The sequence below is a fragment of the Pseudoalteromonas sp. NC201 genome, assembly GCF_002850255.1.
In the GTDB taxonomy this organism is placed as follows: Bacteria; Pseudomonadota; Gammaproteobacteria; order Enterobacterales; family Alteromonadaceae; genus Pseudoalteromonas.
The window spans coordinates 2,989,365-3,002,611 of record NZ_CP022522.1 but is presented as its reverse complement, the minus strand read 5'-3'; the positions used below and the strand labels follow the sequence as shown (position 1 = coordinate 3,002,611).

Here is a 13,247-nt window from a genome sequence, read left to right as displayed (position 1 = left end):
TTTATCCCTGTTATATTGTTTTCGTATATAAAACGTTTGGGTAACTGAAACGGGGTGAAAGTTTTTAGATTTTTTTGATATGTATCTTGGTTTGGCTACAGGCCATGGATTACAATGCACGAAGAGCAGAGCACATTATTTAATTTTTCGTGATCATAGGTAGTTATGAAGTTAGTTGAGATCAATAAAGCGCGTTATCGCAAACATTTAAATCAAGTAATTATTGCTTGCGTTGTGGCGCTAGCACTCGGTAGTTTAGGGATTGCTCAGTTATTGATCCAATTATTTCCTGATGTAGATGGTAGCCATTTTCATTGGAATTTAACTGGTGTAGTAGTGACCTGCATCGTCATTGGGCTCGTGCTCAAAAAGCATAAAGCGCATCCCTTTATGACTGAAGTCAGTTATGTGTGGGACTTAAAGCAATCATTGAACAAAATCACCCGTAAAATGGCGAAGTTAAAACAGGCTGCGCAGCAGGGGGATGTGGACGCGATGACGGCGATTCAGTATAGCTATGCGGGATCTCGTCAGCTATGGCAATTGGATGACAACACCATAACGATGGATGATTTGGCGATGTGGCAAGCAGAGCTGGATTCACTGGCTAGCAAGTATCAAGTTGAAATAAAAGCAGAAAACTATAAAGAAACGATATTGAAACAGTACTAACAAAGCGGCTTGTTTCGGCGTTAAACTTTTTCACAATTTTTAATGTGACACTAATGTGTCAGAACGGTAATATAACAGTCAAATTTTCTATTAAAGGAACACTTTGAACTGTGCTATTGCGTCATCGGTTTCACCAGTTCGGCTGGTTGGTTCTTATCAACTCTCTTTGCTCAATCTTAATTACCATAAATGTTGTAAATACCAACCCTGTTGATTATCAAGGACTGACATTATTTTACGTTTCCGTATCAACGTGGAGCCATATGGCTTTACTCACAGCGTTAGTGAGTATTGTCGCTATGCCTTTAGTATGGTTACAGTCAAATAAAGTGAGATCCGTATGCTTTGCTTTATTTTATGCATTGTTTTTCGTAGCACTTATTGCAAATAGCTTGTGCTTTGAGCTTTACAAGTTTCATATTAACGGTGTTATTGTCGATATGCTGCTTGCAGGCCAAGTTATTGAGTTCTCGCCAATTGCATGGGCTCAAGCGGTAGCCATTTTTGTTATGATATTTGCTTTCCAGTTTTACCTGTTAACGTGGTTAAGTAAGCCCCGAGCCGTAATGCAGCTGCGCTTTGGTCGAAAGTTCACTAGCGTAACCATTATTGCCCTGTTGGCGAGCAATACAATTCATGCTTGGGCAAGTGCGACGGTATATCAACCGATCACAGGATTCAGTAAGTATTTACCCCTCTACAAACCTGCAACAGCAAACTCTTTTTTGCGTAAATATGATTTGCTAGATGAGGCTGCATTGGCGCAGCAGAAATCAATGTCTTTAACACAAGGGCAATTTAACTATCCTTTACAACCTATTGAAGTAGAGCCAGTTAAAAAGCCTCTTGATATTGTTTTTGTGGTACTGGATTCATGGCGGTATGATGCCTTTACAGCACAAGTTACTCCCAATATTTGGCGATTCTCACAACAAGGTGTGGTCTTCAATCAACACTTCTCTACTGGAAATTCTACACGAACAGGGATCTCCGGACTGTTTTATGGTTTGCCAGGCACTGCTTGGCAGGATATTTACAACAATCGAGTTACGCCATTATTGATGGATAGAATGCGCGATTTGGGTTATCAATTTGGGGTATTTTCGTCTGCACAACTTGTTCGCCCTGAGTTTAATGAAACCGTGTTTGCTCGCATTAAGGGGCTAAAAACGCATACAAAAGGTGATGACGTATTAGCTAGGGATGAGCAGATCACCAAAAATTGGGTTAAATGGTATGCTAATAAAGATCCAAACCAGCCGTCTTTCAGTTTTCTCTTTTATGATGCAATCCATGGCTACGCAGTTCCTGAGGGTTACCATGCCGGGTTTGGGCCAATGCACGGCCCCATTAACCATATGTTATTGGACAACGATTATGATAGAGAACCAATTTTAAATCGCTATCTTACCAGTACACACTTTGTAGATAGTCTTGCTGCATCGGTATTAGCGCAGCTTGATATAGAAAATACACTGGTGATTATCACATCAGATCATGGTGAAGAGCTTAATGACAACAAGCTTAATTACTGGGGACACAATAGTAATTTTACTGAGCCGCAGATAAAGGTGCCATTTATTGTTGTAGGACCAAAAAGCGAAAAGTGGCAGCATTGGCAAGCCTCAAATGTGGTAACCAGTCACTTAGACGTCGTGCCGACGTTGATGAATGAGTACTTAGGGGTCAAAAACACACCTGAAGATTATAGTACGGGTTATAACTTAACCGGAACAGTTAAAAAGAGAAATTGGCTATTACTCAGTAGCTACAATAAATATGCGATTGTGAGTAAGCAGCAAATTGTTGAAGTCTCGCCCATGGGAACTTATGAGATGCTCGATGAAACTAACAAGCCATCTGAGCAAGAGCCAAACTTTGAATATATTCAAGAGGCAATGCAGCAGATAAGCCACTTTCAGTAGATAAAAGAGGATTAGGTGTGCTGGTGGACTGTCGTGCTAACTTGAGCGGTATAACTAAGCGCTTAACGAGTAAAATTGAAAGGCGTTTTTCTTGTCTTTTTTAACCGTATACATGGCGACATCGGCACATTCGATTAATTGGCTTAGCTCAACCGCGTCTCTTGGGTAGCTTGCAATACCTATGCTCGCACCAACTCGCAGTGGAAGTAATTTCCCTTCTGACGTTTGCCAAATCATCTCGGTGTTTATCGCCCCTAACAGGTTTTCAGCGATGCGCTGCAATTTTTCATTTTTAGCGCAGTGCAAGGCAATCAAAAACTCATCACCTCCCCAACGACAAACCACGTCTTGTTCTCTCACCTGAGCACTAATTTGAGTGGCGATGTGTTTTAACATAGCGTCACCGGCGTTATGGCCATAAATATCATTGATTGGTTTAAACTCATCTAAATCAATAATAAATAAGCTAAACGGAGTTTCGTTATCTAACCACTCGTTGATCTTGATTTCAGTACCATGGCGATTGTAGAGGCCTGTTAGCTTATCGCGGTTAGCCTTTTTATTGAGTTCTTGAAACACAGTTTTTCTAAGCGTGATATCTGATAAAAACACCTGTAAATAGAATTGCCCGCTACTTTCCACTCTAAGCATGATGACACTCAGCCAAACAGGTTGTTCGGTCATGGGGTTAATAAACTCAAACTCTGACTGAGTTGGCTGGTTAAGCTCCAAGGTATGCTCCGTAAAGGTGTAGAGAATATCCGGAGTTTTGCAGTAGCGACCAAAACTTTCGGGAAAATATTCATCAAGGTCAATTGCCATGCCTGCCAGCAAATCACAAGCGGCATCATTAGCTAAGATCACTTCACCTTTGTCTTTTACCAGTAGGGTGGGAGAAGAGGAGCGCTCAAACATCAGCCTAAAGCGCTTCTCAAGTATTTCAATATCAGCTCGCAGTTGGCGCTCTTGCTCGAACATGGAAGCGGTTTTAGCAATAAGTTGATTGGTATTGCTCGCAATATCACCAATTTCACTTGATTCATGCCCCCTAGGCACGACTAAATCCAATGGTGTTCCAGGAATAACCCTAGCAATTTGACTACTTAAGTTACTCAGGGGTTTTGTAACTATAAAATGTGTAACAACGGTGAAGATGACTAAGATTGGGATGATGACAACCAACAAAGTTTGAACACTTGAACGGGCGATATCTCTAGCACTTTGCTCGATAAAAACGGAATTTGGTTGAATATAGATCTCACCAACAATTTCACTCAATAAAAACGGATGATTAAGCGAAATAATGGTCGCATTTTGCGATTTAAATCCTACACTTTGAGCGAGCCACTTATCCTCACTTTTTATTGCGGCCGAAGAGATAACGTCGTTACTGACTAGGCCATTAATAACTTCTACAGCAAGGTCTTTGTCATTGAGATAAGTGGCAATAGAGGAAGAAGACGACACGGTTTGGCCAATTTGCCCAATAATAGTATTAGAACGCCGAAGTTCACGCTCAACAATATGGTCGTGATATAACTTAGCGTAAAGCATTGAAAAAATAAAAGTCGAGACAACAAGCACGAGTGCTAGCCGCACGATCAGCCCATATTTAGTCATTGATTTGATAAATTACCTTCACATCACCCGTCACAAAGTCTGCTGGAACATAGCCGATTGCATTTGGCGTATTTCTGATATTTTCAAGTATAGTCGACGGTGAGGAAAATGACTGTGGGGGAGAAACTTTGCCGCTGAACTTTATTCTTGACCAATAAGCATTGATTTGGCTTTCATTGCGTCCTGTCAGTGCCAAGAAAAAAGGACCTCTTAAAGGGTGTGATTTTTCGTAGTCATAGGTCACGGCCATATCGCCGTTGGGAAAGGCAACGTATTTTCCCATGTACATGTCGATGAGTTGGCGCTGCGATATTGACTCGATGGGGTTGTCTTTGTTAACGATGACGGCAATATCAGCTGTTGCTGAAATTGGGTAAGAAATCAGGAAGAAAACAGCAGTAAGTAACCTTTTCATCAGAACACCCAATTAAAGCTAAGTGTGAAGGTGTTAAAAGAAAGGTCGGGATCACTAAATTGCTCAGTATCGTGAAGGTAAAAAGCGCTGGGCAAATGGTCCGCTGATGTATGCTTCCAATTGAACTTTAGTGCTAACGTCGGGCTCAATTCGCGTCGCCACGTTAGTGAGGTGCTATGCTGATCCAGTTGATAAAAACCAGAGTGCATGGAAGCAGCTTCGTATATTTGTATTAATTCAGGTAATGGGACGAGCGGACCGGGTTCTACACTTGGCTCATTATCGGACTTGGCAACTGAGTAGGTGAAAGACAAAGTGTTTAAATCGAAGCGCTTGCCTAGTGTGATATAAGCTGCTTTTAGGCGGTTGAGCACGCTGGAATTTGAATCCGTCAGCGATAATTCACTTTGTACCAACCACTTCGAATCATCATATCTCATACTGAGCGCGCTATAGGTGAAGCGCTTGTCGATAATATAAAGAGAGTCGATAAGCTCATTTTTGGTTGGCCAAACTTGTAGAGGAACTTGCGCGAGAGCCTCACGTAACTGCTTTTGCTGTTCATGCTCATTAGCTGCTTTTGTTGTTGTATAGTTGGCTCTAAACAGCCAATTTAACGTTTCGTACTGTACCGCTACACCCAAGATAGATTTAAGTTCTACATTCCAAAAAAACTTATAATCGCTGTAGATAGGCGATTCGGAGCGGCCCCAATATGCTTTGATGCTGGCGATGCCCTGATCAAGCGGTGCGCGATACTGCAAGTCAACGCCATCTAGGTTTTGGTGAGGAATAATGGAATAAAACTCGACAGGCGGATGTTCCATATCCATTGAATAGCCAATATCCCGATATTCAGTCATCAAAAATAGGTCTAACCCGGTGCGTCCGGCACGAAATTGCCAGTTCGAATTTAGATTGTAGCGTAGAAAAGCCAGTTTTATTGCATTGTTGACTTGGTCATCGTGTTGCTCTTTTAATAGCAGTTGCCCAACAAACTCTACATTATCATTTGCATGCCACTCTGCCTGTAGGCCCAAAGAAGAAAATGAAAAGTCGAGCTCATCTTTTTCCACACCGTGCGGATGTGAGATGGATTCTCTGATTTTGGCGGTATGGGAGTCTGTTTTAACCGCCTTGAGCGTAGCAAAGCCACTGAAATCAATGTCAGAGCCGTAGCTGAATGTGGTTAAAAATAGTAGGCAGATAAAAACAGAGCGCATGAGTTATAAATGTTTTCGCTTTCCTTTTATATAGCCTAGTTCGAATTTTGACATTTACCAATGCGATGTCCGCCTTGGCCTTGTATAATGAACTTAGAGACACCATATCCCATGTATGGTAGCATATTGTTATATTATCACATTAGGCAAGATTAAGACGTGGCAGAAGTAAGAGCGAGAGTCGGGCTGAATGTAGGGCAGCATAGTAATATCCCTGCAGAAATAGTTTCTTTTTCAGGGCTAAAAGATGGCCAGGAACATGTTGCGCTGGTATTTAATAGCGCAGACAGTCAGCAGCAAATTCCCCTAATTCGTATGCACTCTGAGTGCTTAACCGGCGATGTCTTTCATTCTTCTCGTTGTGATTGTGGCGAACAGTTAAATGAATGTATTGAGGCGATGCATAATCAAGGCGGCATTTTGTTATATTTGCGCCAAGAAGGTCGTGGCATTGGCTTGTACAATAAAATCGATGCTTATGTATTGCAATCACAAGGGATGAACACCTACGAGGCAAACAACCACCTCGGCTTTGAAGATGACTTAAGAGATTTCTCTGATGCCGTGTTGATGCTTCAGGCGCTCGGATTAAACCACGTTAAGTTAATGACGAATAATCCAAGAAAGCTGAAGGCGTTGAGAAATGCGGGTATTACTGTCGATGAGGTAGTTGGCACTCAGGCGCATGTTAAGGCTGGGGTTTCTGGTAATGAACAGTATCTAAAAACCAAGATCCAACACGGTGCCCACATGCTGGATATCAAAAAGATATCAAAAGCTGATTAGCCGAAGCGTATATGCTTACTACAACAAGCCGACTAGATAAGTGCTTCGGTTGGCTTGTCATATCAAACATACTATTCTCATTACAACTCTCTCAAACTTAAGATGTCCAACATAGGTTATGGTAACCGTCAGTATTTGTTTAAAATATGCTAAAAAGCGCTGACAAATCCGCTTTTCATGCCTTTTCACTCGACGCGGTAATCAGTATAATCAAAGACGTTATAGCTTAAATTAAGTGGACTATGTCGACACCAATTAGAACATTCAAAGCAAGCATGGGCGTGCAGTGGCTAAAAGCCGGGTGGGCAATTTTCAAAACCCAGCCTATGACTTTCATGTTGATGTATATTTTCATGGCGGTAGTAAGTCTATTGCCCCTGTTCGCACCTATTTTTCATATCATCGCTGCCTTGTCTGGTCCTTTCTTAAGCGCTGGCTTCTACCTTGCAGTTATCAATAAACAGATCAATAAACCAATAAAGTTAGCTGATATTTTTGAGCCTTTTGCAGCAAAAGGCCGCCGATTACACTTGTTCCGAGTTGGTATTTATCAAATGGCAGGTGCGCTGTTGCTGACTATGGTTGCCGGTGTGCTATTCAGTGATGTGGCGACTGCGCTGGAGAGTGTTGGCCCAAATACCGATCCGAATGAACTTATCGGACTTATCGCGAGCAATATTAGTTTTGCCGAAGTTGCCGTATTTGTGATTGCACAATCGGTCATTATGATGGCCTTCGCTTTTGTCGTGCCACAGGTGTTTTTCCAAGGTGAAAAACGTATTTTTCATGCGATGAAGTGCTCGCTTGCCGCTTTTTATCATAATATGGCCGCGCTGAGTCTTTACGGCCTGGTCGTCGCAGCGTTTATCGTTGCGTCTATACCGCTGTCGATGATCCCGGCGATTATTATCATGCCGGTCGCCATGATAGGTTTTTTTGTTTCTTTTCAGGCGATGTTTATGCCAATTATCGTTGAAAAGAAGGAAAATGATGAAAATGCTAACATCTCTCAGTCTGACTCAGGACGCTTTGACGCCTGATGGATGAACAAGAAGTTAAAAAGCTAAAAAACTATGCGGTTTGGTTATTGTCGAGACAAGAGTACTCTGAGTCAGGATTGACGCAAAAGCTACTGCAAAAAGGGGCTACAGCGGCAGTCGCAGAGCAATTGGTATCTTGGCTAAAGTCGCTCGATTACGTTAATGACGACCGCTATGCAGAGAGCTTTTTAAACCGTCAGATTGCAAAAGGACTTGGAGAAAAGCGTGTATTAATGGATGCAGGGCAAAAGGGTGTGAGCCGAGAGACTTTGCATACGCTAATCGCTGAGCGCGAAATTGATTGGTACATGCAAGCCGCAAAAACCTATGAAAAAAAGTACGGTCTTTGCGCACAACCGATAGAATATAAAGAAAAAACTAAGCGCGTACGTTACATGAGTTATCGTGGCTTTAGTTTTGATGAAATAGATTTTGCAATTGAAGCTGCAATGACTGCAGCAGAGCAAGAAGAAATAAAGGGTGAATGATCACATGCAGCATATGACTACCGCACAAATCAGGCAAAGCTTCTTAGATTTCTTTGCTAAACAACAGCACCAAGTGGTGCCTTCAAGCTCGTTAATTCCGGGTAATGATGCCACCTTACTGTTCACCAACGCTGGTATGGTGCAGTTTAAAGATGCCTTCTTGGGTGCGGAAAAACGCCCTTATACGCGAGCAACCAGTTCACAGCGCTGTGTTCGTGCTGGTGGTAAACATAATGACCTTGAAAACGTAGGTTATACCGCAAGGCACCACACTTTCTTCGAAATGCTAGGTAACTTTAGCTTTGGTGACTATTTTAAAACCGACGCAATAAAATTTGCTTGGGGTTTCCTTACGGATGTGATCAAGCTGCCAAAAGAAAAGCTACTAGTTACTATTTATCATGAAGACGACGAAGCATTTGATATCTGGTCAAAACAAGTTGGTGTTCCAGAAGACAGGATCATCCGTATTGCGACGGCGGATAACTTTTGGTCAATGGGCGACACGGGTCCTTGCGGTCCTTGCTCTGAAATCTTTTATGACCACGGCGAGCACATTTGGGGGGGACCTCCGGGCTCACCAGAAGAAGACGGCGATCGCTTCATTGAGATCTGGAACTTAGTATTCATGCAGTACAACCGTCATGCAGACGGCACAATGGAGCCGCTGCCAATGCAGTCGGTTGATACCGGCATGGGTCTTGAACGTATCTCGGCTATTATGCAAGGTGTGCACTCAAACTATGAGATTGACCTGTTCCAAGCGCTGATTAAAGCAGCTGCAAAAGTAACAGATGCACAAGATTTAGAAGATAAATCACTACGTGTGGTTGCTGACCACATTCGTTCGTGTGCGTTCCTTATTGCTGATGGCGTCATGCCATCGAATGAAGGTCGTGGTTACGTGCTACGTCGTATCATTCGTCGTGCAGTTCGTCACGGCAATAAACTCGGTGCAAAAGGGGCATTCTTCTATAAGTTAGTTGCCGCACTTGCTGAGCAAATGGGTGAAGCTTACCCAGAATTAGTGAAGCAACGAGCGATTATCGAAAAAGTACTACGTATTGAAGAAGATCAGTTTGGTAAAACACTAGACCGTGGTTTGACTATCCTAGAAGACAGCCTTGCAGGTATTGAAGGCGACGTTATTCCAGGCGATTTAGTGTTCAAACTGTATGACACTTACGGCTTCCCTGCAGACTTAACGGCAGATGTGGCGCGTGAGCGTTTTATGACGATTGACGAGCGTGGCTTCCAAGCATGCATGGAAGAGCAGCGTAAAAAAGCACAAGCGGCTGGCAAGTTCGGTGCAGATTACAACGAGCGCTTGAAGTCTGATAAAAATACTGACTTCAAAGGCTATGATGCTGAGCACTATACCGGCACTGTGGTTGAAATCTTTAAAGAAGGTCAACATACCAATACTTTAGAAGATGGTGAGCAAGGCGTGGTTATCCTTGACCGCACGCCTTTCTATGCTGAGTCAGGCGGCCAAGTTGGTGATACGGGTGTACTAAAAGTGGCTAACGGCGAGTTTGTGGTTACTGACACGCAAAAGCTAGGTAATGCATTTGCACACCATGGTCATGTGGTTGGCCGCATTGGTGTTAACGATAAAGCCGATGCGCGTATTGACGCTGAGCGTCGCGAGCGAGTGAAGAAAAACCATACTGCAACGCACTTGGTGCACAAAGCACTGCGCGATTTGTTGGGTGACCATGTTACTCAAAAAGGTTCATTGGTACTGCCGGATCGTCTTCGTTTCGACTTTTCACATTTTGAAGGCGTCACTAAAGCGCAGTTGCAGCAAGTAGAAGATGCAGTGAACGCAGAGATCCGCCGCAATTTTGCTCTGCAAACTGAGTTGATGGATATCGATGCTGCCAAAGACAAAGGAGCGATGGCGCTCTTTGGTGAAAAATACGATGATGAAGTTCGAGTCGTTTCAATTGGTGGATACTCAATCGAGCTTTGTGGTGGTACACACGTGAAGCGCGCTGGTGATATTGGTCTCTTCAAGATTGTATCAGAAGGCGGTATCGCAGCGGGTGTTCGTCGTATCGAAGCGGTAACAGGTGCTGATGCTATCGCTTATGTTAATGAGCAAGAGCAAGTGCTTTCTGAAATTGCGGCTTTGGTTAAGGGTGATACCTCATCAGTGCTAGAAAAAGTATCTGCGCTACTTGAAAAGTCAAAAGGCCTTGAAAAGCAAGTTGCTCAACTAAATGACAAACTAGCAAGTGCCGCGGGTGCAACGCTACTTGACTCTGTAACCGAAGTGAATGGGATTAAATTACTCGTAGCGAACGTTGCAGGAACTGAGTCTAAAGCACTGCGAGGCATGGTCGATGACCTGAAGAACAAGATTGGCTCAGGTGTCATCGCGCTAGGTGTAGCAAATGGCGATAAAGTAAGCCTAATCGCTGGCGTAACGAAAGACTTAGTTGGTCAGGTAAAAGCAGGTGAGCTAGTTAATCACATGGCTTCTCAAGTCGGTGGTAAAGGTGGCGGTCGTCCTGATATGGCGCAAGCTGGTGGTTCACAACCAGAAAACCTAGACGCAGCACTAAACAGTGTTCCAACTTGGTTAAATGAAGTAACGCAGTAATCAGCAAGTGGCGCTGATTGTACAAAAGTTTGGCGGCACCTCGGTAGGTTCGGTAGAGCGTATTGAGGCGGTTGCCGAACACGTTATCAAAACACAACAACAAGGCCACCAAGTGGTGGTCGTGTTGTCTGCAATGTCAGGCGAGACAAATCGTCTCATTTCCCTTGCCCAACAAATCGATGCACGTCCGAGTTCTCGTGAGCTAGATGTATTGATCACCACCGGCGAACAAGTTTCTATTGCGTTATTGGCGATGGCCATCATTAAGCGTGGGCATTCTGCCGTGAGCTTACTTGCCGATCAGGTTGGTATTAAAACCGATAACATGTTCTCTAAAGCGCGGATCACAGAAATAGACACGACCCGCTTAAAGCAAGAGCTTGAGCATAACCGAATAACCATTATTGCCGGATTTCAAGGGCGCGATGAAGAAGGCAATATCACCACGTTGGGGCGTGGTGGTACAGATACCTCAGCAGTTGAAATCGCAGGGGCTTTGCAAGCAGACGAATGTCAGATATATACTGATGTCGATGGCGTTTATACTACCGATCCGCGCATAGAGCCAAATGCAAGGCGTTTATCACATATTACTTTTCCTGAGATGTTGGAGCTGGCCAGTGTGGGCGCTAAAGTTTTGCAGATCCGTTCGGTTGAAGCGGCTGGTCGATATAATGTACCACTGCGTGTACTTTCTTCGTTTTCTCCTGACAACGGCACCTTAATTAGCTATGAGGAAGGTAAGATGAAAAATACTAAAGTGGTCTCTGGGGTAGCGAGTGTCAAAGACGAAGCGCTTATCTTAGTTAACAATGTAGATGCAAAACCTAGTAATCTTGCCAATATACTTTCTCTTCTTGGTGAGCATAATATCGAAGTCGATATGATTAACCATTTGAACCACAGTGAGAAAAAAATAGACTATGCTTTTACTGTGCACACAAATGATTGTATTCTGGCGGAAGAAGTTTTAGCGCAACATGCACAAAATTTAGGTGGCGCAATCGTAGAGGTTAATGCTAACGTGGCAAAAATCTCAGCGGTTGGCATCGGGATGAAATCTCATTCAGGTGTTGCTGGTCTCTTTTTTATGGCATTGGCCGAAGAAAATATTCACACTCTATTAGTATCTACATCAGAGATAAAAATCTCGGCACTGGTAGAAGAAAAATATTTAGAGCTAGCTGTACGGGCTTTACATGCCAAATTCGAATTGGAAAGTACTGAGTAAAAGAAGTTTTTGCTTACTTTTCTAGGAACTTTTATTTAAAATGGATTTGACGCGGAATCTTTTAAATTTTGGAATAACAGGAGCAAGAGAATGCTAATACTAACTCGTCGAGTAGGTGAAACCCTGATGATTGGTGATGAAGTGACTGTAACAGTACTAGGTGTTAAAGGTAACCAAGTACGTATTGGTGTAAATGCGCCTAAAGATGTTTCAGTTCACCGTGAAGAAATTTACATGCGAATTCAGGCTGAGAAATCTAGCCCGGGCAATATGTAATTGACCAAATATTGAATTACGATGTTAGTTAACATAGTTTGACTGGCATAAAAAAAAACCCGCCACTGCGGGGTTTCTTATTTCTGGCTTTGCCCAGACAAAAAAGCAATCGCTTCTTCGTTAAGTCCAGATTTACTGATATAGCTCGGTTTGTTTTGGTGAAATACCAAAAAACCTCTACTCGTTTCAACGAGTTTATCTAAGTCGTCAAATGGGTAAGAAAATTCGGCATGTGTCGCTTTGGTGCTAATACCAGTTTTAGTGATTGAAACTTTGACGACATTGCCAGCAGCGCGAGAATACGACTGTCTTATCACCCACCAAGCTTTACGATAATAGAAAGCGACGCATTCAACCACAGCCAATAGAATAAGAAAGTTCCCGACGTAGTGCTCCTGCAACCCGTAAATAGCAAACAGCCCCAATGCAATTAGCAGTACAAGCAAGCCATATTTCGGCTTAACAGCAAGTCCATTGGCTTCAGATTCTTCAAAACACTCTCGATAATAGGCTTTATCTAACTTAAATTGGCTTTGAAAAGATAAATTTTCATTTTGTTCAAGGGAGGGCATAGACGTTCGTTGTGGTAAAAATTTCCCATTATTATACCCATCTATATTGAAAAAGCTGTAACGCGAATAAATTGTTTGCAGTTCCCTTTTGCTATATCCAGCGAAATACGCGCTATACAGTATGACGTTTACGTAAACGTTAGCCATTGGTCAGTCCAATTTACAATTTATCTTGCGTAATCAAAAATCCTTTCTATATTCATTAGGATCTCAGTATTAGTTGGCGCTATTTTGAATATTTTTCATATTTATTACGTTGGTTTTCCATATTTATTAGTGCTTTCCTAGCTAACTAACTGATTATTTGTAAGTTAAGTGTTTTGGTAATACCAATTTACAGCAGGCTTTACAGTGGAACATTTTTTGTTATAAGGTGAATAAATATCTATAA

12 protein-coding genes are annotated in these 13,247 nt (G+C 42.7%); 8 read left to right on the top strand and 4 right to left on the bottom strand.

The genetic code is table 11. From position 1 onward, the window contains the following. The first annotated feature begins 165 nt into the window (after nucleotides 1-165). Together PNC201_RS13005 and PNC201_RS13000 are read left to right on the top strand one after the other, a co-directional pair. Entirely contained in the window at nucleotides 166-672 is a 507-nt protein-coding gene (locus PNC201_RS13005; RefSeq protein ID WP_010606202.1) for a DUF3087 domain-containing protein, read from the top strand. Between the two features lie 110 nt (nucleotides 673-782). Next, entirely contained in the window at nucleotides 783-2,597 is a 1,815-nt protein-coding gene (locus tag PNC201_RS13000) for a DUF3413 domain-containing protein (RefSeq protein WP_233525175.1), read from the top strand. Between the two features lie 54 nt (nucleotides 2,598-2,651). Here the strand turns inward: PNC201_RS13000 and PNC201_RS12995 are convergent, their stop codons facing one another. From PNC201_RS12995 to PNC201_RS12985, 3 genes are read right to left on the bottom strand one after another with little or no spacing between them, the layout of a single operon-like run. After that, nucleotides 2,652-4,217 carry a sensor domain-containing diguanylate cyclase gene (locus tag PNC201_RS12995; protein WP_010606204.1) on the bottom strand — a complete coding sequence of 522 codons (1,566 nt, stop codon included), beginning with the start codon at nucleotides 4,215-4,217 and terminating at the stop codon, nucleotides 2,652-2,654. Further along, nucleotides 4,210-4,632, bottom strand: a complete 423-nt coding sequence (locus tag PNC201_RS12990) for a hypothetical protein (RefSeq protein ID WP_102057302.1) — start codon at nucleotides 4,630-4,632, stop codon at nucleotides 4,210-4,212. Before PNC201_RS12990 ends, PNC201_RS12995 begins: the two co-directional genes overlap by 8 nt. Next, a complete protein-coding gene (locus tag PNC201_RS12985; protein WP_102057301.1) occupies nucleotides 4,632-5,855 on the bottom strand; it encodes a hypothetical protein in 1,224 nt (407 codons plus the stop codon). The genes PNC201_RS12990 and PNC201_RS12985 overlap by 1 nt, the downstream gene beginning before the upstream one ends. Nucleotides 5,856-6,014: 159 nt before the next feature. On the opposite strand from PNC201_RS12985, the gene PNC201_RS12980 reads away from it, so the two are divergent. The 6 genes from PNC201_RS12980 to csrA all read left to right on the top strand — a co-directional run bounded on the left by PNC201_RS12980 (nucleotide 6,015) and on the right by csrA (nucleotide 12,284). Next, nucleotides 6,015-6,641, top strand: a complete 627-nt coding sequence (locus PNC201_RS12980; protein WP_102057300.1) for a GTP cyclohydrolase II — start codon at nucleotides 6,015-6,017, stop codon at nucleotides 6,639-6,641. Between the two features lie 242 nt (nucleotides 6,642-6,883). Continuing rightward, nucleotides 6,884-7,681, top strand: a complete 798-nt coding sequence (locus PNC201_RS12975; RefSeq protein WP_102057299.1) for a BPSS1780 family membrane protein — start codon at nucleotides 6,884-6,886, stop codon at nucleotides 7,679-7,681. Beyond that, on the top strand, nucleotides 7,681-8,169 hold the full coding sequence (locus tag PNC201_RS12970; protein ID WP_010375943.1) for a regulatory protein RecX: 489 nt from the start codon (nucleotides 7,681-7,683) through the stop codon (nucleotides 8,167-8,169). Before PNC201_RS12975 ends, PNC201_RS12970 begins: the two co-directional genes overlap by 1 nt. Before the next feature lie 4 nt (nucleotides 8,170-8,173). Next, the gene (alaS, locus tag PNC201_RS12965) at nucleotides 8,174-10,777 is read left to right on the top strand and encodes an alanine--tRNA ligase (RefSeq protein ID WP_102057879.1); all 2,604 of its coding nucleotides are present in this window, start codon (nucleotides 8,174-8,176) and stop codon (nucleotides 10,775-10,777) included. A 7-nt stretch (nucleotides 10,778-10,784) separates the two neighbouring features. Continuing rightward, entirely contained in the window at nucleotides 10,785-12,008 is a 1,224-nt protein-coding gene (locus tag PNC201_RS12960) for an aspartate kinase (RefSeq protein WP_102057298.1), read from the top strand. A gap of 90 nt (nucleotides 12,009-12,098) precedes the next feature. Further along, nucleotides 12,099-12,284 (top strand): carbon storage regulator CsrA, encoded by a 186-nt coding sequence (gene csrA, locus PNC201_RS12955; RefSeq protein ID WP_010375935.1) that lies wholly within the window; start codon nucleotides 12,099-12,101, stop codon nucleotides 12,282-12,284. 77 nt (nucleotides 12,285-12,361) lie between these two features. Here the strand turns inward: csrA and PNC201_RS12950 are convergent, their stop codons facing one another. Continuing rightward, nucleotides 12,362-13,003 carry a YcxB family protein gene (locus PNC201_RS12950; protein WP_233525174.1) on the bottom strand — a complete coding sequence of 214 codons (642 nt, stop codon included), beginning with the start codon at nucleotides 13,001-13,003 and terminating at the stop codon, nucleotides 12,362-12,364. Between the last annotated feature and the right edge of the window lie 244 nt (nucleotides 13,004-13,247).